We start from the raw sequence: 21,715 nt of genomic DNA, 5'->3' as shown, positions 1-21,715 counted from the left end.
TATTTTTTAGCTGTTAGTTGGTTTCTTCAATCAGTTTGCGGTTGCGTGCTCGCTGTACCCAAATTATAAGTCCTACAACAATAAGAGCCATTGGAGAAAGCAGCATCAATCCGTTGTTTTCGTATCCGAATGCATACAGGCCGGTGGATTCGGCAAGGGTTGCGCCTTTATGGCCCAAAACCTCAAAACCAAATAATTTACCAGAACCTAAGAGTTCTCTGAAGAAAGCCACGATTATTAAGATAAGTCCATAACCGGCGGCATTTCCAACACCATCCAGAAAAGACTTGTAAACTCCGTTACCAAGGGCAAACGCTTCAAGACGTCCCATCACAATACAGTTAGTAATAATAAGACCGATAAATACCGAAAGCTGTTTACTTACATCATAAGCATATGCCTTTAATATCTGGTCTACCAAAACCACCAGGGAAGCCACTACAACAAGTTGTACAATAATCCTGATTCGGCTTGGAATCATATTACGCAACATAGATATAATCATGTTACTAAACGCCATTACCGCCACAACCGCAATTGCCATTACCACAGCCGGCTCTAACTGCACGGTGATCGCCAGGGCCGAACAAATACCTAAAACCTGAACGGTGATAGGGTTATTATCGTCTAATGGATCAGATAATAATTTTCTGTTCGCCTTCGATAGAAAATGTTCCTTCTCTTCTGAATTAGACATGAAGAGAATCATTTCTTTTTTCTTGGCTTCCTTTTCTTCGGAAGTATATTTTTTCTCGTTAGCCATAATTATTGAATTGCTACTTTAATATCCTTTTCCTTTTCAAAATAAGGGAGATAACGCTTAAGCCTTTCAGAGATCATATCTGAAACCCCGTCACCGGTAATAGTGGCTCCTGATATTGCATCTACCTGGTTATCGGCTTTATCGGAAGGATCTATATCTCCTTTCACAACAGATACTCCTACAAGATTTCCGCTTTCATCAAAAATCTTCTCGTCGGTAAATCTTTCTCTAAAAAATTCTTTAGTGATCTCGGCTCCAAGTCCAGGTGTTTCTCCCAGGTGGTCAAAAGTGGCACCGGCAATGGTGTTCACATCATCCCGCAATGAAATATATCCAAAGATCGCATTCCATAATCCGTTACCTCTTAGGGGAACGATATAGAATTTTTCTCCATCTACTTCGGCTATATATAAAGGAAAAACTTGCTCTGAGGCGGGCTTTTTAAGCTCCTTGGCCAGGTCTACCTGGAAAGCATCTACCTCCTCATCTACAGATCCATCTTCGCGAAGACTAATCTCCTCGGTGATGTATTGATTATATAGTTCTTCAGCTCCCGCCCTATCGGTTTCAACACCAATAGTAGCAAGAATACTCTGCATCTTTTCCTGTCTTACGTTTTCTCTTTGCGTAGGCTGCAGGGAAGTCGCGGTAAAGGCTAAAACGCTTGCTACTATTACTACCATAATAATAGCGAACATAAAAGTATAGCCGTTACTGTTAGTCTTATTTACTGATTTCTCTTCCATAACTAAACTGCTGTTTTAACCTGCCCGGTGGCAGTTTTAATTCTTTTTCTTCTGCGTTTAATGTTAGCCTGAATTACATAGTGGTCTATGGTAGGTGCAAACACGTTCATCAACAGAATTGCCAGCATCACTCCTTCGGGATAAGCCGGGTTAAATACCCTAATCATTATCGAGAAGAATCCGATAAGGAATCCGTAGATCCACATTCCCCTTTGGGTTTGTGCAGCAGATACCGGATCGGTAGCCATAAACACAATTCCGAAGGCTAAACCTCCAATTAGTAGATGATTTGCCCAATAGAAATTTGTCAACTCATTTCCTGCAACTCCCAGGGAAGGAAGAGCATTAAAAATCAAGGCCATCACGGCAGCTCCTACAAATCCACTCAGGATAATTCTCCAGTTTCCAACTTTTGTAAGAATTAGAAGAAGTGCTCCAGCAAGGATGAACAAGGTGGAAGTTTCTGCAACCGATCCCGGGATTACCCCGTAGAACATATCCCACATACTGTAAGACACATTGTCTCCGGCCGCAAGCGAACCAAGAATTGTTTCTCCAGAAACCGCTTCTACATTACTCGCCTCACTAACCCAAACCTGGTTACCCGACATATAGGTAGGATAGGCAAAAAAGGCGAAGGCCCTTGCCGTTAAAGCCGGGTTCAGGATATTCATCCCTGTTCCCCCAAAAGCTTCTTTACCTATTAATACTGCGAATACTACCGAAAGAGCCAACATCCATAAGGGAAGATCAATTGGCATAATCATAGGGATAAGCAAGCCGGTGACCAGGTAACCCTCGTTAACTTCGTGGCCTCTAAAGATCGCAAATGCAAATTCAATTCCCAGTCCAACCGCGTATGACACCACGATCATAGGAACGATCTTTAAGGCTCCGTGCCCAAGCGCATCCCAAAAAGTAAAGGCTTCCCCTAATTGGCTGTAGTATTGATAGCCTGCATTCCACATTCCGAAGAGAAGCGCTGGTATTAAAGCGATTACCACAGTAATCATCACCCTTTTCAAATCTACCGCATCCCTAATATGTGCTCCTTTTTTGGTAGTGTGATTTGGTGTAAACAGAAAAGTATCTATCGCATTTAAAGCGGGCGCATACTTCTCATATTTCTTACCCTTACCAAAAGGCTCTCCTATTTTATCTAATTTTTGTCTAATCCATTCCATATTTTTCCTGCTTTTTAACCTACTTCAGTAATCATTAGATCAAGGCCTAAACGAATTACTTCCTGAATTTCAATCTTCGAGGTGTTTACATATTCTACCAAAGCGAAATCTTCAGGAGCAACTTCATAAATCCCCAGGTTCTCCATTTTTTCAATATCACCGGCCATACAAGCTTTTATTAGCTGCATAGGGTAAATATCCATTGGTAAAACCTCTTCCATTTCACCGGTAACCACTAAAGCCCGCTCTTCTCCATTGAGATTGGTGGTAGGCTTATATTTTCGGTTAGGAAACAACCACGAAAGGGAAGTTCTGGAATTTGAGTGAATATTATTATAGGTGAAAGGCATCCAACCAAAAGCCCTGTATTGATTTCCTTCCGGGATTAATGTTAGTTCGTTTTCCAGAAAACCGAGGTACTGATTATTGGATATCTTGGTTCCGGTTAATACGTTTCCAGAAATTACACGAATATCGTCGCTAACCTCCCCTATAAATTCCGAAACATTTGCACCAATTTTTGAACTGTAGTATTTGCGGTCTTTTGCTTCACTACCGGTTACTGCAATGGTACGATCGGCTTCGAATCGCCCGGTTAAAAAGAGCTTACCTATTATAGCCACATCTTCCGGATTAAGAGTCCAAACTCTTTCTCCCTGGTTAATAGGATCGATCTTATGGATTTGCACCCCAACATTTCCCGCTGGGTGCGGCCCATCTACATTATGAAGCTCGGCACCTTTTATCCCTTTTAGGGCGGCTGCCGAAGAATCGTCTAATGAAAGATGAACTTTTCCTGAAGTTAGTTTTTGAAGGGCGTTAATTCCTTCCTGGAATTCCGCCTGCTTATCTTTTAGAATGAAGCCCCAGTCTGGAGCCAAAGGAGCAGTACTTACCGCCGAAATAAAAATAGCTTTTGGGCTATCTTTAGGATCGGCTATAATGTCGTAAGGCCTTTGATTGATAAACGCCCCGCAACCGCTCTCAAGTATCCTGGATTTAACGGCTTCAGCATCGGCTGACGAAGCGTCCATTTTTCCAAATTCTTTATAAGCATCTTCGGGATCTGCTTCTATAATTATTTCCATAATGCGGCGTTTATCACCACGCTTAATTTCCTTAAGCGTCCCGCTAACAGGACTGGTAAAACGCACCTCTTCGGTGTATTTTGAGTAGAAAAGTTCGTCACCGGCTAGCAGTTTCGCACCTTCCTTTACAACCATTTTGGGTACTACAGTATGAAAATCTGGCGGTTTAATGGCATAGGTCTTAGACCTTGGAGCTTTTACCAGCTCTTTTTCCGCCTCCCCTTCTAATCGTAGAGATAATCCTCTTTTAATTCGAATGTCTTTTGACATAGGATGGAGTGTATGTTAAAAAATTTTTTTTAAAGTCAGGCAAATTTAGGAATTTTAAACCCACAAATCCCAATAAAAACAAGAATTTTCAGTCTTTTAATCTGTTAAATTGAAATGTTAAAAACTTCGGTATGAGAATTGTAATTATCTTTGAATATATTTCCTCACAATGAAAATGATCCTCGTCATAATTCCCGTTATTTTTACATTTTTTAGCCTTAAGGCACAAAGTGAAAAAGAAACCTTACCTCCAAATTATATTTATACAATTCAGTTTGATGGGAGTTCCATTCAAAATGGAAACCCGATAATTCAACAGGGAGAGAAACTTAAATTGAGTTTTGATGATATTATAGGAGATGAAGCCGATTATTATTACACTATCGAACATTACAATTACGACTGGAGCCCTTCCCAACTCTCAAAATCAGAGTACATGGAAGGCTTTGACGACATCAGGATTTTTAATTACAAAAATTCCTATAATACCCTGCAGGGCTATTCCCATTATGAACTGGAGATACCTAACTCCAACACCCGTGGCCTAAAAGTTTCGGGAAATTATATGCTGAAGATCTTCAATGCAGCAAAAGAACTTGTATTTTCCCGAAAATTCATGCTTTACGAACCTATTGCCCAGGTCTCGGTAAACATAAGGCGCTCGCGCGACCTCAAATTAATTTCGGAAAAGCAGGTAGTAAATTTTTCAGTAGAAAGCCCCGATTTAATTCTGAAGAATCCAAATGAAACAATTAAGGTTCTTATTCTACAGAATCAGAATTTAAAAACTGCAATAAAAAACATCAAACCCCAATACACTATTGGCAATGAGCTGGTTTACCGCTACGACCAGGAAACCGCATTCTTTGGTGGAAATGAGTATCTTCAGTTTGACAATAAAGACCTTCGAGCGAGTACCGTAGACATTAATTATATCGAATTAAACGAACTTTATCATCATCACTTATTTCCAGACAGAAGCAGGGCTAATGAGCCTTACACTTACCAACCCGATATTAATGGTGGGTTTGTAGTACGAAGTCTACAGGGCCGGGAACCAGAGATAGAAGCTGAATATTCCTGGGTACATTTCAGGCTCCAAAATTACAGCGTCCTGGAGGGTGGAGAAATTCACATCTATGGTAATTTCAATAATTTTCAAACCGATCACACCACCAAATTAATTTTGAATAAAGAAACTGATGTTTACGAGGCTGCCCGACTGTTTAAGCAAGGCTTTTACAATTATAAATATGTATTAAAGAAACCAGATGGAAGTATTGACGAAGGTTTCTTTAGCGGCAACTTCTATGAAACTGAAAATGAATACCAGGTGCTGGTTTATTACCGAAGTCCGGGAGCTCGTTACGATAGGCTTATCGGGGTAGGCAGCGCCAACTCCACCAGCATCACCAACTAATCAACTTAGACTTAAATGGAAAAAGAAAGAAGCCATTTAAAATATCGTGGTAAGCGCTGTCTTAACTGTGATCACGAACTTGACAGAAGCGATAAATATTGTCCTGCCTGCGGACAGCTGAACAGCACAAAAAAGCTCGCTCTAGACGATTTCTTCAATGAATTCTTTGCAGGCATCTTTGCCTACGATTCCCGGTTTCGGCGAACTATCAAAGCATTACTTTTCAGGCCCGGTAAGATTTCGAAAGATTATATTTTAGGAAAGCGAATGCGCTATGCTAACCCATTCAGGTTTTACCTTAGCGCTTCTATTATATTCTTTCTAATCTGGGGGTTTGTAAATAGCTTTGAGTTAGATCCAGTTCCTTCAAACCTGGATGCTGACGAGATCACCACTGCCCAACAAGCCACTGATTCTCTTGATATCCCTAATCCTGAAATAAATGGTAGAGAAATTAAGTTAGATTCCCTTATAAGAACTCAGCAAGCCAAAGAAAGAGCAACTTACCAGGAGGTGTATCTCGATTCTGTCGCCTTAGACAGTATGAGGTTTTTTGAGGCTAACAGTAATAAATTTAATATTTATTCAAAATTTTACAAACAAACAAAGATACTATCCTCCTCACAAGCTATGGACAGCTTAAGGCATCCCCAAAGCAATTTTAATCACTGGCTCTACAAAAAAGCTGCCGATTGGAATATACTAAAAAGCAACCCACAATTGTTCCTCAATTATTTTATCAATAAGTTGCCATTTATCATCTTTTTCTACCTCCCGGTTTTTGCCTTTTTTATCTGGCTGCTTTACCTACGCCGAGCATTTAATTATATGGAACATCTTATTTTTACCTTTCACGTGCAAACCACATTTTTTGTCCTCTATGGTCTTGCAATTCTTGTGGATTACATATTCAATACCGAGTTAGGAATCACACTGGCAACCTTAATTTTCATCTTTTACCTCTATAAAGCTATGCGAAAATTCTACGGGCAAAATCGTGTTAAAACCATTGTAAAGTTTATGTTGCTCAATATTATATTTTTTACCTTAGCAATTATCGCAGGGGTGGTATCCATAATCGCATCTTTCGCACTATACTAAGAGATAATTCAATATGATTCAACAAGTTACAAGAGGAATTAAGATCTCTGTTGAGACCAGTTTTGAAGGTTCTGTTTTCAGAAGCTACAGGAAATTATTTGCCTTTGCTTATCGAATTACTATTGAAAATCAAAGCAACGATTCGGTGCAATTAACCTCCCGATACTGGAGGATTAAAGATGCCTTGAATAATACCGAAATTGTAAAAGGAGATGGAGTAATTGGCAAAAAGCCGGTAATAAAGCCAGGGGAATCTCATTCCTATAGTAGCGGTTGCCTGTTAACTTCACCTTTTGGGGCTATGAGCGGATATTACAATATGGTTAATTTCACCACCACCCGAAAATTTAAGGTTCAAATTCCTTCTTTTAAACTAAGTGTTCCCTTTGCTTTAAATTAGAGTTTCAGTTTTTTCTCTGTTATTTGGGAAGTATTCAGATCCCTGTACCAGAAATTTATATGGGATGGTTTCGCGATTATTTGAGAAATACTTTGGGTTTTTAAAAAACCCCGGTCCATTACCAGGTCCTGTTCTTTATCCCCAATTCCTGCGTTATGATGAAAATTCAAAATATTTTCCGGGTTTAGGCTACCCCTTATTTCTGCGAACCACTCCTCCCTCCTTGTTTTAACCACTTCAGAATATAAAGGAGAAGAAGACCAAATATGCGGGACTAACTCCAATTGTTTAATATGTTTTCTTTTTTCGTCCCAAACCAATTCAAAGAACTCCAGTTCTGTTTTCCAGTCGGCTAAAATTAAAGTGAAAGCTTCCACGCCATCAAAATTATATTTTTCCAGACTGTCAATAGCATTTTCAGCAGCAAGAAATTCTTTCACAACCAACCCTCTACTTAATCGATAAGGCAAATTTCTCTGGTGGGGCTTGAACTCTCCATTCATAAGGCAAACCACTCTTTTTTTTGAACTCCCCCCTATCCAGGTACCTCCGGCCCTCTTATCTTTAGGCATAATTAAATTGGAGCCATTTATATTTTCATAGTCAGGGGGCAAAGTTTGCCTTTCCACGATTTCATCTCTGTTGAAGGTTAAAACAAAGCTATTTTGCTGAATACTTAAAGGAGCCAAACTGATGGTGCACATAGAATTTTCTTAAAAAATTACCTCAAAATACTAAAATAGTTAAGCTTTCGTGAAGTCGATCTCGTTATTGCCTAAAATCGCTTAATTTTTTTACCTTTAACAGCAAGAATTAATAATCAGAAAAACTTAAATAAATTATTATGGGAAAAGGATTTTTTCACGTTCCTGTGGCTGTAAATGAGCCAGTGAAATCGTACGAACCGGGATCACCGGAAAGAGAAGAAGTATTGCTTACTTACAAAGATCTATATAACACAAAAATGGAGGTGCCTTTATATATTGGCAAAGAACAAATTAAGACAGGAGACACGGCTACCATGCATCCTCCTCACGATCACAAACATGATCTTGGTGTTTATCATAAAGCAGACAAAAAACACGTTCAACAGGCTATAGACTCTGCTCTGGAAGCACGTAAGGAATGGGCAAATTTAGAATGGGAACAGCGTGCTGCTGTATTTTTAAAAGCCGCCGATCTTATTGCGGGGCCTTACCGCTCCAGGATCAATGCCGCTACTATGATTGGCCAGTCAAAAAATATTTTTCAGGCTGAAATCGATTCGGCTTGTGAGTTGTGTGACTTTTTACGCTTCAACGTAGAGTATATGTCCCAGATCTATGATGAGCAACCCGAATCTTCTGAAGGCAACTGGAACAGGGTAGAGTACCGCCCACTGGAAGGATTTGTATATGCCATTACTCCATTTAACTTTACCGCTATTGCAGGAAACCTACCTTCAAGTGCGGCTTTAATGGGGAATGTAGCAATCTGGAAACCCAGTGACAGCCAGGTATTTTCAGCACAAATTATCATGGAAGTGTTCCGTGAAGCAGGATTGCCCGATGGGGTTATCAACATGATAATGGGAGATCCGGTAATGATCACCGATATTCTTCTGGACAGTCCAGATTTTGCCGGGATACACTTTACCGGTAGTACCACTGTATTCAAAGATATTTGGGGTAAAATTGGAACAAGGATAGAAAAATATAAAACTTACCCACGCATAGTTGGGGAAACCGGTGGTAAGGATTTCATTGTTGCACACCCTACCGCAAACCCAAAACAAGTGGCCACTGCCATTTCCCGCGGAGCTTTTGAATTCCAGGGACAAAAATGTAGTGCCGCCTCCAGAGTTTATATTCCAAAGAGTATTTGGCCTGAAGTTAAAAATTATGTAGCGGAAGATGTAAGTTCTTTTAAAATGGGATCTCCCGAAGATATGGGCAATTTCATTAACGCCGTTATTCACGAAGGAGCCTTCGATAAATTAGCAGGCTATATTGACCGTGCGAAAAAAGACAAGGATGCTGAGGTTGTAATTGGTGGTAATTACGATAAATCTAAAGGTTATTTCATAGAACCTACAGTTATTCTAACTACCGATCCCAAATACGTCACTATGGAAACCGAACTCTTCGGTCCCGTAGTTACTATTTATGTATATGATGATAAAAATTTCTCTGAGAAAAAATGGGAAGATTTGCTTGAGCTTGTAGATAATACCAGTATCTATGGACTAACCGGAGCAATTATGTCTGGAGATCGTTATGCAGCGGCCAAAGCCACTAAAATGTTGCAAAACGCTGCCGGAAACTTCTACATTAACGATAAGCCCACAGGTGCTGTGGTTGGACAACAACCTTTTGGTGGAGCCCGTGCCAGTGGAACTAATGATAAAGCAGGTTCTAAACAAAATCTCCTACGTTGGATTTCCCCAAGATTAATTAAGGAAACCTTTGTAACTCCTACAGATTATAGATACCCATTCCTGGGAGAATAGTTTTTGTAAGAATTTATCTTACAAAAAGTCACAGCCTTAAAAAAGCTGTGGCTTTTTTTGTTTTTAAGGTATTCCTCAGCATTCTTTAATTCACCCCAACCCAGCATATTTAAACTTCAAAAAGCTGTATTCCAATTAACTATAACTTTTTTATAATAGGAAAATTTAAAACCGCGTGCATTTTAAACGATTAATCAACCCATTCAACGAAAAAAACATTCTTACTTCTTAAAATTCCTTATTTTTAAATGTTAATTGTCTTCGCCCCAATGGTTTACCCAGCCAGACCTCAGTTAGCATAAAATTATCCCTACGTAATTTATTGTTCCACCTAATGCATTACAATTATGGGAAAAAAATTACTCGTTATATTCTTTATATTTTCCTTGTTTCTGCTGAATTCCAGAAATGGATTTGGGCAGTGTACAGATAATGCACCAAGCGTTACAATTTCTACAACTTCGGGAGCTATTTTGTGTGAAAGTGAGACTATTTCTTTTACATCAACTATAAGTCCATCTTCCCAAACAGAAGCATATACTTACCAATGGCAAGTGAAAGTTGGTAATAATGCTTATACTGATATTTCTGGTGCAACCGGTAAAGATCTCAATAATTACGCTCCAGCGATTGGAAATAACAGATTTCAGTTGATCGTTACTTACTGTAGCGGTACTACAGATGAAAAAACTGTTATTAGTCCGGCAAGCGGGATCATCACTGTTTACAAGGAACAAACGGGAAATGTAAGCATTCAAGCCGATAAAACCGAAATATGCCCCGGGGAGGAGGTTGTTTACTCTATTACCAACATCAATAATCACGGCGGAAGCAGTGCCCAGTATGAATGGCTTTTAAATAATCAGCCATTTTCTCCTGCTGAGGCGACCACAACCTTAAAATATAGTCCAACGGGCTCTGATGTGATCTCCCTAAGGGTAAATTCCGGGACTCCCTGTGTTGATGATTTTACAAGCTCAGGAATCACAGTTAAGCTTAAACCTGGCACACCTAATCAACCCACAGCAATACAGGCACCGGCCTTGATTTGCCCGGGCGTGGAGGAAGAATATAACATTTCGGCGGTTACCAATGCCACCGAATACCTCTGGACCCTGCCCGATGGCACTACCGAAACCACTGCTTCAACAAAACTTCTGTTAAGCATAAATACCCCGGGTAGTCATACGCTTTCGGTTCAGGCGGTTAATGAATGTGGAACAAGCCCAAAAGAAACTATTGCCTTAACGGTAAATACCGGAATACCGGATAAACCCGGTCCTATTTCTGCACCGGTACTGGTATGTCCAGGCATTGAAGAAACCTATTCGATTAGCCCTGTTTCCGATGCCGATGATTATATATGGACTTTGCCCGATGGAAGTAACCAAACCACCAGCTCTCCAGAAATAAAATGGACCTTCAATAACTCCGGACAATACAATATTTCAGTTGCTGCTCGTAACGAATGCGGCACCGGTATCGAAGAAACTTTAAGTATAACCGTGAATGATGGAATACCATCAACTCCAGCAGTAATTAATGGTCCTACTGAAGTTTGCCCCGGCGAGATGATAACCTACTCGGTAACCAATGATAATACCGTAACAAATTATGAATGGAGCCTCCCCTCTGGCTGGACCCTCACGATTAATAATGGTAATGAAATTGAAGTAACGGCCGGAAATTATAATCAAAATGGCCAGATTAGTGTAATTGCAAAAAATGATTGTGGGAATAATGCTCCACAAACACTTTCTGTTGAAGTTAAACCAGGTATTCCCGCCCAACCTGAAATTTCAGGAGTATTAAATGCCTGTACCGGCACCGAAGAAATTTACACTATTTCCGAAATCGATTTTGCTGAAGAATATACCTGGGAGTTTCCTTCAGGATGGAATGTAAATAACACCAACTCGAATATTGTAACTGTAGCTGCCGGAACAACTTCGGTTAATGTGCTTCCCGGCACTAACGGGGGAACGCTTTCAGTTTTTGCAAGCAATTCCTGTGGGGACAGTACCGCAGACACAGAAACGCTAAATATTGAAGACCCGGCACCCGCGATGCCCGGAGCCATCACCTATCCTAATTCCGGAGATGGGGAAGACAATAAAGTGTGTTTGGGAACAGCCGGCACCTACACTATTGCTCCGGTACCAACAGCTACTTCTTATATTTGGACATTGCCTGATAGTACAACTCAAACAACCACCGAACCTGAATTAGTATACACAGCCACCTCTGCAGGAACCCTGGATCTCTCCGTTCAGGCAGTTAATAATTGTGGGGCAAGTACTGCCAAAGAATTTGAAATTGTTGTAACCGATGGTGTTCCGGCACAGCCCGGTGCGATCACCTCAACCTCTTACTTGATATGTCCACCCGCTACACTTAGTTTAAGTGTTCCGAATGATCCAAATGCATTAGGTTATGAATGGTTTTTACCTTCTGGTTGGGATATAACCGGAGAAAAAAACACCAATTCAATTACGGTGAATGTTAGTGCCTCAGCACAATATTCCAATCCTGTGGTAATAGGTGTGGAGGCTTTTAATATTTGTGGTAATAGTACAAGAAGAGAGACTCCAGCTAATCTAAATGATGCAAATGCCATTGCCATAAGCGATTATGTATTTGTAGATCTTGGAGAAGATTTAACTCTATGCAGTACCAATGATCCTGTATCTCTGGATGCCCAATTAAACTTTGGTGGAAAGAAATTAAAGGTTTCCAGTCTTAGTTCTTCTTCAGGCGTAAATATTAACTTTCCTTCTGGTGCTATTAGTGATTTATCATTTAATTACACCCCTTCTGGTACTGATTTAGCTAACGGCTCTGTCACCATCACTATAATTACCGAAAAGCCAAACGGAGCTTGTGACGCAGGAGAAGATGCTGTTACCTTATATTTCCGTGACGACCCCACTGCACAAATCATTGGCCCAAGTGAAGCCATATGCACCGGGACTGAAACCGAATTTTCCATTAGCGGCACACCAAATACCACAGTAACCTACAGTCTTGGAGGAGTAAATAGTACGGTAGAACTTGGCAATGGTGACGGCACCACTGCTTCAACAACACTTTCCACAGGAACTTTAACCGAAAACACTAGCATTGTCCTGGTCTCATCAGAATATACAGACGGAGATCCTGGTTGTCCAGCTACGCTTAACGATTCAATCGAAATTGAAGTTACACCTATTCCAACAGCTACAATTTCCTATTCCGGGCCTTATTGCAATTCGGGAACGAATACTATTGATCAGCCCAACCTGCAAGGGGAACATTCATACCAGAATGGCAGTTTTACAGCAACAGGAGACCTAGGCAATTATATCGATGATGAAACCGGTGTTTTTATTCCAGCAGAAGTTGATCCCGGCACCTATACTGTAACCTATACCATTCCGTCTTCAGGAGGCTGTGAATCAGAAATTGCGACTACCGAAGTTAGCATTACCGAATTACCAAGTCCGGAGATTAGCTATGCTGAAAGCCCATTTTGCTCAACAGTAGCTTCGGGCGATGTAACGCTTACAGGAGGTGGAAATTACCAGGGCGGAACATTTACTTCTACTTCGGGATTGGATATTAACCCTGAAACAGGCCAAATCGATCCGACAAATTCCACAGCAGGAGATTATACGGTAACCTACACGCTTGCTGCTTCAGAAGGCTGTGAGCTTGTTGAAACCACCACAGATATCACTATTACTGAAAAACCTGAACCTGAAATATCCTATACAGCCAACGAAATCTGTGAAGCTGATACAAATACTTATCAGGCGACGCTTTCAGGAACCGGCTTAGTTACCGGGGGCATTTTTTCTGCTCCGTCGGGCTTAAGTATTGATTCAGAATCCGGACTAATTACTCCAGCAAATAGTAATCCGGGAACTTACATTATAACATATACTCTTGACACAGCGGGTGACGGATGCGACGAGGTCACTACCCAAACCGAAATAACCATCACAGAAATACCTTCTGTCACCATATCTTATCCAGGTCCATACTGTGCATCTACCACCGGACAAAAAGCCGTTGAATTCACTAATAAAGTGGGTGCCTTTGAAGGAGGAAGTTTCACCTCTACCCCTGACGGGCTTAGCATCGATGGAACGACAGGAGACATTACTCCTTCCGGTAGTGATCCCGGAGAATATACAATAACTTATACTATACCTGCTTCAGGAGGATGTGAATCTGAAATTTCAGAAACAACGGTCATTATAACCGCAGTTCCAGGAGCAACAATAAATTATGAAAATGCCCCTTTCTGTACATCTGATTCAAGCCCACAAACACCGGTTTTCAGTGAAACCGTTGGAGCATATGATACCGGTAGTTTTAGCGGGACTTCAGGTTTGGAAATTGATTCTCAAGGTAATATTATTCCTTCTGAAAGTACTGCCGGGGTGCATACGGTCACCTATACCATTCCTGCCACAGAAGCTTGTGAAGCCGTTACCACAACGGTGGAAATTGAGATATTTAAAGAGGTTAGCATTAACTCCCAGCCATTTGATATTGGGACCTGTTCGGGAGAAGACGTTAGTTTTGAGGTTTCAGCTACAGGAGATGGCCTCTCCTATCAATGGTACTTTGAGGACGGAACTGAGGTCCCAGGTGCTACCTCTGAAATCCTTGAATTTTCTTCAGCAAATTCAACAAATAGCGGCACTTATTATGTGGAGGTCTCCGGGGCAGGGCCATGTGCCAGTGTGGCTTCAAATCTGGTTACCCTTACTGTAGATGAAAATATAACAATTGAAACCCCACCCCAAGACGAGGTAGTATGCCTTGGGGATGATGTAGAATTCGTTATAGCTGCATCTGCGACAGGCGGAGAAGTCCAGTATCAATGGTTAAAAGATGGAGTAGAGATTTCAGGTGCAACCAATGCAACTTTAAATCTAACCAGCGTGGAGCTCTCTGATGCTGCAGAATACAGCGTCTTTATCGAAGGCCCGGCAGGATATTCCTGTTCCACCATCACTTCTGGTGTCGCAGTTCTCAGTGTTAACGAACCACCTGTTGTTGAAGCAGGAAACAATTTTGAAGTATGCAGCACAACCACTGTCATTGATGTTGGTAATGGAGCCACCGCTTCCAATCATACTTCTCTCATCTGGACGTCGAATGGACTGGGAGTAATATCAAATGCTACTAGTTTAAACGGTGCCTCCTACGAACCTCATCCCGATGATATTGGTGAAACTATAGAATTCACCTTAACAGCTATTCTGGAGGTTGGTGAAGATCAGATTTGTGCTGAGGCGGTTGATACCAGGGAAATCACCATAATACCTCAACCGGTAATTACGGAATTCAGTTATATCGCCACCGATAATTCAGCAACATCTGGTGAGTTCTGCGAAACCGATGAAACCAGCTATCTACCATATACAGCCGGAGATTACCTTAATAGTGGGACTGGAGAATTTTCAGTAAACAAGAATGATTTAAGCCTAAATAGCACTACCGGTGAATTTACGCCAAATGGCACAAGCCCCGGTGTTTATATCCTAACATATACTTATACCATCAATTCCGAAGAGGCCGGTTGTACCGAGGCAAAAAAAGAGTTTACTGTGACCATTGGTGAAAAACCTATAGCCGATTTCTCCTACGATACAGAGGTGTATTGCAAAGATACCAGGGATAATACCTTAAATACTGATCCGGTTATTTCCTTTGATGAAGGACACGACGAATTTGACAGTTTTGTTGTTGATAATAACGGGCTTGAATTAGACCCTGATACAGGCGCAATTGACCTCAGCACCAGTGCTGCCGGCACCTACATAATCACCCGAACTGTAGATTATTCAGGTACAAATGAAGATGGATGTCAACCGGTTACTGCAGAATTCACCATTACCATTAACGAGAAACCTATTCCTGATTTCACTTATGCTGCCACAGAATTTTGTTCAGATCCGGAAATGGCCACCACAATTTCTCCAGTTTTAAGTCAAAACGGCAGTATTGGCGAATTTACTTATGCCGCTACTCCAACAGAAGCTAATTTAGTTTTAGATTCCGCTACGGGTGATATCGACCTGGCAAATAGCGATGCAGGTAGCTTTACCATAATCAATACCGTGGATCTTACAGGGGAAAACGAAGATTCCTGTGGAGAGGTATCGCATGAATTCACTATTAACATTTCAAAACAACCAAAAGCGGCTTTTGAATATACTCAAACCGATTACTGTATTTCCCAAACTTCAGCCACTGTTAAAGAAGGTTTTCAAACGGGTGGCAGCTTCAGCAGTACTACCTTAGGAAACCGCCTGAATCCAGAAACCGGGGAAATTACCTGGACGATTAATGATAGTGGAATTATTGGAAATCATACAATTACCTACACAGTCGAAGGGGATGGTGCTTGTGTAGATGCTATAGAAACCTCTGAAATTACTATAGATGCACTTCCTCTAGGGGGAGAACTAAAATTTTCTTCAGGGCGTATCTTTATGACCTGTGAAAATGCCGTTTCGGGTTATGCTGAAGACCTTATCTTATCGGGTCATGAAGGAGAAATTGTTGAGTGGGAATACCGAAATTCGAATAGCACCCAGTGGACCCCTATAAATAACACTACTAATAAGCTTGAAGGAACCGACATTGAAATGTATGTAAATAATGTTTCTACAGTTTTCAGGGCCGTAATCACCAATGGAGCTTGTGATAATAAAGTGTATTCTGCTACAGCAATAGTTAGTGTAATCCCTTCAAATATTAAGCCGTCCCCTGTAGAGGTAGATCCTGAAGTTCTGTGTTTTGGCAGTGAAATTCAGCTTAGCTCTGAAACAGGTTATGGAGAAGAGTTTGGAAAGTTTGAGGGTGGAGATTTTACCGATGCCGGTATAAAGAATAAGGGTTGGAATTTCACTGATCCTGATGGGAATGAAATTGATTATAATGCAAATGCAGACTCCGGCAACCCCATTCACTGGCACAAAACACAACCTAAATGGAAATTTGAAACTGCAGACATTAATACCAATGAAATCACAGGAATGTGGTGGAACCCTCTTAGCGATGGAAAAACCAATGAGCATTTTGCTATAGCACAAAGTACCTATGATTCTAATATGGACACTCCCACCTTTAATCTTACAGGTATGGATGAGGCTGTTTTAACTTTTGATCAAGCATTTAACCTTACCGCCAACGCTACTATAAGAGTGGTTTTATTAAAGAATGGTACTGAATACAAAGAATTGTATAAAATCACCGGACCTGCAAGCAGTGGCTATTATGAAGGCTTTGCAGACGGAACACCAGGTGTAAATAATATGACTTTTGATTTAGGCAGCTATCTCGGTGAAACAGGCCTGAAAATTCGATTTGAATTCAGGGGAGAAAGAAATGGTGATATTTGGGCCGTAGATAATATCAAAGTGCCAGAGGGGCCCCAGGATGTATTACTGCAATGGTTCTATGATGAAGATATAAACGACTCTGAAAATGTGTTAGAACAAATAGGCCAGGATAACGAAAAAGTGGTCACATTTGTACCCCGCAAAATCGGTTGGAACGATTTTGAAGTTAAAACTGCCATTCTACTGGACAGTAACGGGAATGCCTGTGAGAGTTTAGATAACTCAGAAACCATCAGGGTTTTTGTTTTTGATCAGTATACCACAGAAGTTGAAGCTATAACCGGACCCTGCGGAAATTATACCGCTAAATTGAATGCCACAACGACCGGAGATTTCCAGGGCGAGATTCCAGTTACCGACTACCCTACAATTGATGGTTATATTGGCGCCTGGGTTATTGAAGGACCTGAAGAGTATATTTTAACCAATCAGGACTCTGAAAGTGAATTAGATCCTGTCAATAATCCTAATATAATTTTTGAAGCGGAAAATTTTGGGGACTACACCATTAGCTGGGAACTAACCCCAACAATTAAAGATGAGAATGGTGAGATAATTGAAAATACCGGGTGCCCACCTATTCACACCCCTGTAGAATTACCAATTCTTGCCTGTACCACCCTCGATTTCGATGGAATCGATGATTATGTGGATCTTGGAAATAATTATAATGGCAACCATTTCATTGAAGCCTGGATACGTCCATTCGACAGGCCTCTTGAAGATGGCTCTGGCACTACAGATGCCTCCAATGGTGTTATTTTTAGCAGCTCAGGTTTTGAGATAAGAATGGAAAATCTACCTGCAGGTATTCAAAAGAATACCCGATGGTATCATATAGCCGTTGCCAATAATGGGGATCTCTGGGTTGATGGAATTCCATCGGGAAATATCACGGTTACTGGTTCAGGTATTAATAATACGAGTATAGGAGCAAGATATAATGCCAATACCAAAGCAACTTCAAACCATTTTTCAGGTTGGATAGAAGAACTTCGGATCTGGAATAATGCGCCTTCCCAGAAAGAAATTCGCTTCATGATGAATCAAAGATTGAAATTGGATGGCACAGGAACAGTAATAACACCCTTAGAAGGAGAAATTATACCTAACAGAACTGTAGCCGGAAGTTACAACACCCTTAATGGAAATAACCTGGATTGGCAAGAAGATCCATTTTACGATCAAACTGCGGGGGATTTAGCAGGCTATTACAGACTAATTTCTGAAGCACCCGATCCTTCAGGTTTAGGTGCTCCATGGGGAGTTAATTTTGCTGCTGCTTTAATGCCTCAAAATGGGGAAACCCCGGATCTAGCAATCAATAAAATTCCCGGTAGGTTGCATAATATGACAACCAACCAGGAAAATACGGCACCATTGCCTTATATTTCGGCTATTGACGGAAAAATTTGGGCTGAAGTTGATACCTGGCTGCGTCCTGCAGTTTGGGATGCACCTAATAGTTATGGAATTAATGGGACAACTCCAATAGACTGGAACATAGCCCGAATAAATCATAATATAGATTCAGGAGATAGAGACATCACAGTATTAGGCCTGAAATCTGAAACTGCAGGCAAATTATTAAACATAACCCGATCAGGAACTCAGGATGAGTATAATCCTGGGCAAATGTTAAGAGTTACCCATTATCTCTTGCTTAATGGGAACATAGATCTGGTAGGTGAATCACAATTACTGCAGGATTCCGGAAGCATCTTAGCAGAGGAAAGTGCAGGCTGGCTGGAACGCGATCAACAAGGAAAACGAAACAGCTTTGTTTATAATTACTGGTCATCACCGGTGAGTATCCAGGATGCTGCAAATAATTCCGGCTATACGGTGGGAGATATTTTGTGGGATGGTACTACAGCCTCTAATCCTCAAACAATCAATTTTCAGGGGGCCTATTGGGCAGCTGATGGAGGTAAATCTAACCCTATCACCATTAGCACTTACTGGATCTGGGGCTTCTCGCCTGCAACTGCTAATCTTTATGCAGAATGGGATCACGTAGAAGCCGAGGGTTTATTAAAAACCGGGGAAGGCTATACTATGAAAGGTTCCGATGGCACGGCTTCCATTACTGCCGATCAGAACTATGTTTTCAAAGGTAAACCTCATAACGGAGATTTTGAGTTACCGATAGCTACTGGACAGAATTATCTTATCGGCAACCCTTATCCCTCAGCAATTGATGGGCATCAGTTTATTGATGACAATGGTGGAGGAAATGGTGTTTTCGATGGCACTATATATTTCTGGGATCATTTTATCGAGGTAGATCATATCCTGGCAGAGTATATTGGAGGTTATGCTTATTTAACCAAAACAGGAGCTACTCCTGCATTTTCTAATGATGACCGAATAAATGAAGAAGGAGGTACAGGCAAAAAATTACCGGGACAATATATTCCAGTAGGCCAGGGATTTATGATAAATACCACTGGAGCCCTGGGCGGGGATATAAAATTTAAAAATAGTCAACGGGTATATAAAAGAGAAACAGGAAGTGGCACCTCTATATTTCTGAGTCACGAAAATCGTGAAAAAACTTCTAAACAACAGCAAGAAGAGCCGCCTCGTATAAGGCTTAATTTCAGATCTCCTACAGGGTATCACAGGCAGATCCTAGCGGCTGCAATTCCAACAACTACTAATGGTTTTGATTGGGGTTACGATGCACTCTTAAGAGATAACAGCGTAGAAGATATGTTTTGGATGATCGATGAAGATAAATACGTAATCCAGGCAGTGCCCGACTTTAATGAAGACCAGGTGTTACCGCTGGGAGTAAGAATTAAAGGACAATCAGAATTTACATTTAAAATCGATACCCTGGAAAACTGGCCGGCTGATAAACCGGTATATTTGAAAGATAATATGAATGACAGCATTCACGATTTAAGAAAAGCTGATTATAAAGGAGTTTCAGAAGTCGGAGAAATACTAGACCGCTTTGAGATTGTGTTCCATAAAGAACCTGATCAAATTATTCCTGAGGAACCAAATCCGGAGGCAGAATTAACCAATATCCAAATACGTTACCATCATGACAACAGAGAATTGATAATTATGAACCCTGATCTTATAAAAATTAATGAAGTAATGATCTTTGATCTGGTTGGTAAGCGAATCCAGGATTTTAAAGAAATACCTCAGGCCAAAGAAATCATTTTGGATATCAGGCCAATAGGCTCCAGCGTATACATTGTAAAACTGCTTACTCCCTCAGGAGTGAAAAATATCAAGTTCCTGATGAAGTAATTAATATTTATTTTGAAAGATAATTCCTACGAATAAAATAATTTTAATCCCTAATCAGGCCTTTTATCTGATTTTTAAGCCTTTAAATATAAAATTTAGGCTATAAAATTTGTAGGACTTAACTTTTTATATGTAATTTTACTCTTTCTTTAACGAAGAATGCCTATGGGTAAAATTACTCTCCGGTTGAAATCTTTTTCAATCAGTCTCCTCCTTACTTTATTCAGCTGCAGTTTTCTGTTGGCTGCAGACTTTCCTGTGAAAAATATAAATATTAGTTCAGGAGAGCTAACCCCCTATTTCGTAGGCTTCTATTTATATGAACCTACAATTACTGCACCTGAAGACGTCAATGAGGTTAATGATTCCGGTGAGTGCTATTCTTTAAAAGCAAATATCAGTTTAGGTACTCCAAGCCTTGGAGGATCAGGTGGTAGTGTCACCAATAATGCACCGAACGAATTTCCAGTAGGTCAAACCACGGTTACCTGGACCGTCACCGATGATTCTGGAAATACCGCTACCGATACCCAGTTAGTAATTATTTCAGACAATGAGAATCCAAAAATCACCCTCGGAAATGAAATTTCTGACACCACAGATGCAGGCCAATGTTCTGCTTCTATTGCTATTCCTAACGCTACTTTCAGCGACAATTGTTCTGGCGTAAGTTTAAATTGGAAATTAACCGGGGTTACCACCGGAAGTGGAAACGGGCAGGTAGGTACAAAAACATTCAACATTGGGACTACAACGATTACTTACACCGTGACCGATGCGGCAAATAACTCGGTTACAGAATCTATTAACGTAATTGTTCAAGACAACGAAAATCCGACAATCACCGCTCCGGCTGATTTAGTTATAGATTCAAATCCTGGAAGCTGTGATGCTACTAATGTAAGCCTTGGAAGCTCTACTACAACTGATAATTGCGGAGTTGCTTCGATAGAAAATGATGCTCCCGCTACTTTTCCATTAGGAGAAACCACTGTAACCTGGACGGTCACCGATGATACAGGAAATACTGCTACTGCCACTCAAAAAATTACAGTTGAAGATAATGAGGCACCAACAATTACAGCTCCGGCTGATTTAGTTATAGATTCAGATACAGGAAGCTGTGACGCTATTAATGTAAGCCTTGGCAATTCCACGACAAGTGACAATTGCGGAGTTGCTTCTGTAGAAAATGATGCGCCGGCTACTTTTCCATTAGGAGAAACCGCGGTAACCTGGACGGTCACCGATGATACAGGAAATACTGCTACTGCCACTCAAAAAATTACAGTTGAAGATAATGAGGCACCAACAATTACAGCTCCGGCTGATTTAGTTATAGATTCAGATCCTGGAAGCTGTGATGCTACCAATGTAAGCCTTGGAAACTCTACTACAAGTGACAATTGCGGAGTTGCTTCTGTAGAAAATGATGCTCCGGCTACTTTTCCTTTAGGGGAAACTACAGTAACCTGGACGGTTACCGATAATGCAGGAAATACCGCTGAAGCAACACAGGTCATTACCGTTGAGGATAATGAGATTCCAACTATTACAGCTCCGGCTGATTTAGTAATAGATTCAA

11 protein-coding genes are annotated in these 21,715 nt (G+C 40.8%); 6 read left to right on the top strand and 5 right to left on the bottom strand.

The window, feature by feature from the left end; all coding sequences use genetic code 11:
- Window positions 1-13 precede the first annotated feature (13 nt).
- The 4 genes from BUW93_RS04320 to BUW93_RS04305 are packed head-to-tail and all read right to left on the bottom strand — an operon-like array spanning window position 14 to window position 4,051.
- A complete protein-coding gene (locus BUW93_RS04320; protein ID WP_081209545.1) occupies window positions 14-763 on the bottom strand; it encodes an NADH:ubiquinone reductase (Na(+)-transporting) subunit D in 750 nt (249 codons plus the stop codon).
- Between the two features lie 2 nt (window positions 764-765).
- On the bottom strand, window positions 766-1,509 hold the full coding sequence (locus tag BUW93_RS04315) for a Na(+)-translocating NADH-quinone reductase subunit C (RefSeq protein WP_081209543.1): 744 nt from the start codon (window positions 1,507-1,509) through the stop codon (window positions 766-768).
- Window positions 1,510-1,511: 2 nt separating this feature from the next.
- On the bottom strand, window positions 1,512-2,693 hold the full coding sequence (locus tag BUW93_RS04310) for an NADH:ubiquinone reductase (Na(+)-transporting) subunit B (protein ID WP_081209541.1): 1,182 nt from the start codon (window positions 2,691-2,693) through the stop codon (window positions 1,512-1,514).
- Window positions 2,694-2,707: 14 nt separating this feature from the next.
- Entirely contained in the window at window positions 2,708-4,051 is a 1,344-nt protein-coding gene (locus BUW93_RS04305; RefSeq protein ID WP_081209539.1) for a Na(+)-translocating NADH-quinone reductase subunit A, read from the bottom strand.
- Between the two features lie 169 nt (window positions 4,052-4,220).
- On the opposite strand from BUW93_RS04305, the gene BUW93_RS04300 reads away from it, so the two are divergent.
- The 3 genes from BUW93_RS04300 to apaG are packed head-to-tail and all read left to right on the top strand — an operon-like array spanning window position 4,221 to window position 6,972.
- A complete protein-coding gene (locus BUW93_RS04300) occupies window positions 4,221-5,471 on the top strand; it encodes a type IX secretion system plug protein (RefSeq protein WP_081209537.1) in 1,251 nt (416 codons plus the stop codon).
- 15 nt (window positions 5,472-5,486) lie between these two features.
- Window positions 5,487-6,572: a DUF3667 domain-containing protein gene (locus BUW93_RS04295; RefSeq protein WP_081209535.1), complete on the top strand. Its 1,086-nt coding sequence runs from the start codon at window positions 5,487-5,489 to the stop codon at window positions 6,570-6,572.
- 13 nt (window positions 6,573-6,585) lie between these two features.
- Window positions 6,586-6,972, top strand: a complete 387-nt coding sequence (gene apaG / locus BUW93_RS04290; RefSeq protein ID WP_081209533.1) for a Co2+/Mg2+ efflux protein ApaG — start codon at window positions 6,586-6,588, stop codon at window positions 6,970-6,972.
- Here apaG and BUW93_RS04285 read toward each other — a convergent pair.
- Window positions 6,969-7,676, bottom strand: coding sequence for an NRDE family protein (locus tag BUW93_RS04285; protein ID WP_081209531.1), 708 nt, complete (start codon window positions 7,674-7,676; stop codon window positions 6,969-6,971). The genes apaG and BUW93_RS04285 overlap by 4 nt on opposite strands.
- A gap of 140 nt (window positions 7,677-7,816) precedes the next feature.
- On the opposite strand from BUW93_RS04285, the gene pruA reads away from it, so the two are divergent.
- From pruA to BUW93_RS04270, 3 genes are all read left to right on the top strand, one after another.
- On the top strand, window positions 7,817-9,460 hold the full coding sequence (pruA, locus tag BUW93_RS04280; protein WP_081209529.1) for an L-glutamate gamma-semialdehyde dehydrogenase: 1,644 nt from the start codon (window positions 7,817-7,819) through the stop codon (window positions 9,458-9,460).
- 347 nt (window positions 9,461-9,807) lie between these two features.
- Complete coding sequence (locus BUW93_RS04275) at window positions 9,808-20,130, top strand: PKD domain-containing protein (protein ID WP_081209527.1); 10,323 nt, start codon at window positions 9,808-9,810, stop codon at window positions 20,128-20,130.
- A 258-nt stretch (window positions 20,131-20,388) separates the two neighbouring features.
- Window positions 20,389-21,715, top strand: a 1,327-nt coding sequence (locus BUW93_RS04270; protein WP_198536979.1) for an HYR domain-containing protein, incomplete at its 3' end; no start/stop codon positions are given.

This window comes from Salegentibacter sediminis (genome assembly GCF_002078605.1).
GTDB classification, from domain to species: domain Bacteria; phylum Bacteroidota; class Bacteroidia; order Flavobacteriales; family Flavobacteriaceae; genus Salegentibacter; species Salegentibacter sediminis.
Note: the sequence above shows the minus strand (reverse complement) of the source record. Positions and strands in the feature narration are given on the sequence as shown.

What these genes read in the sequence shown, in the direction of transcription:
- BUW93_RS04320 (WP_081209545.1), bottom strand. Translation starts at nt 763, where the DNA reads ATGGCTAACGAGAAAAAATATACTTCCGAAGAAAAGGAAGCCAAGAAA.
- BUW93_RS04315 (WP_081209543.1), bottom strand. Translation starts at nt 1,509, where the DNA reads ATGGAAGAGAAATCAGTAAATAAGACTAACAGTAACGGCTATACTTTT.
- BUW93_RS04310 (WP_081209541.1), bottom strand. Translation starts at nt 2,693, where the DNA reads ATGGAATGGATTAGACAAAAATTAGATAAAATAGGAGAGCCTTTTGGT.
- BUW93_RS04305 (WP_081209539.1), bottom strand. Translation starts at nt 4,051, where the DNA reads ATGTCAAAAGACATTCGAATTAAAAGAGGATTATCTCTACGATTAGAA.
- BUW93_RS04300 (WP_081209537.1), top strand. Translation starts at nt 4,221, where the DNA reads ATGAAAATGATCCTCGTCATAATTCCCGTTATTTTTACATTTTTTAGC.
- BUW93_RS04295 (WP_081209535.1), top strand. Translation starts at nt 5,487, where the DNA reads ATGGAAAAAGAAAGAAGCCATTTAAAATATCGTGGTAAGCGCTGTCTT.
- apaG (WP_081209533.1), top strand. Translation starts at nt 6,586, where the DNA reads ATGATTCAACAAGTTACAAGAGGAATTAAGATCTCTGTTGAGACCAGT.
- BUW93_RS04285 (WP_081209531.1), bottom strand. Translation starts at nt 7,676, where the DNA reads ATGTGCACCATCAGTTTGGCTCCTTTAAGTATTCAGCAAAATAGCTTT.
- pruA (WP_081209529.1), top strand. Translation starts at nt 7,817, where the DNA reads ATGGGAAAAGGATTTTTTCACGTTCCTGTGGCTGTAAATGAGCCAGTG.
- BUW93_RS04275 (WP_081209527.1), top strand. Translation starts at nt 9,808, where the DNA reads ATGGGAAAAAAATTACTCGTTATATTCTTTATATTTTCCTTGTTTCTG.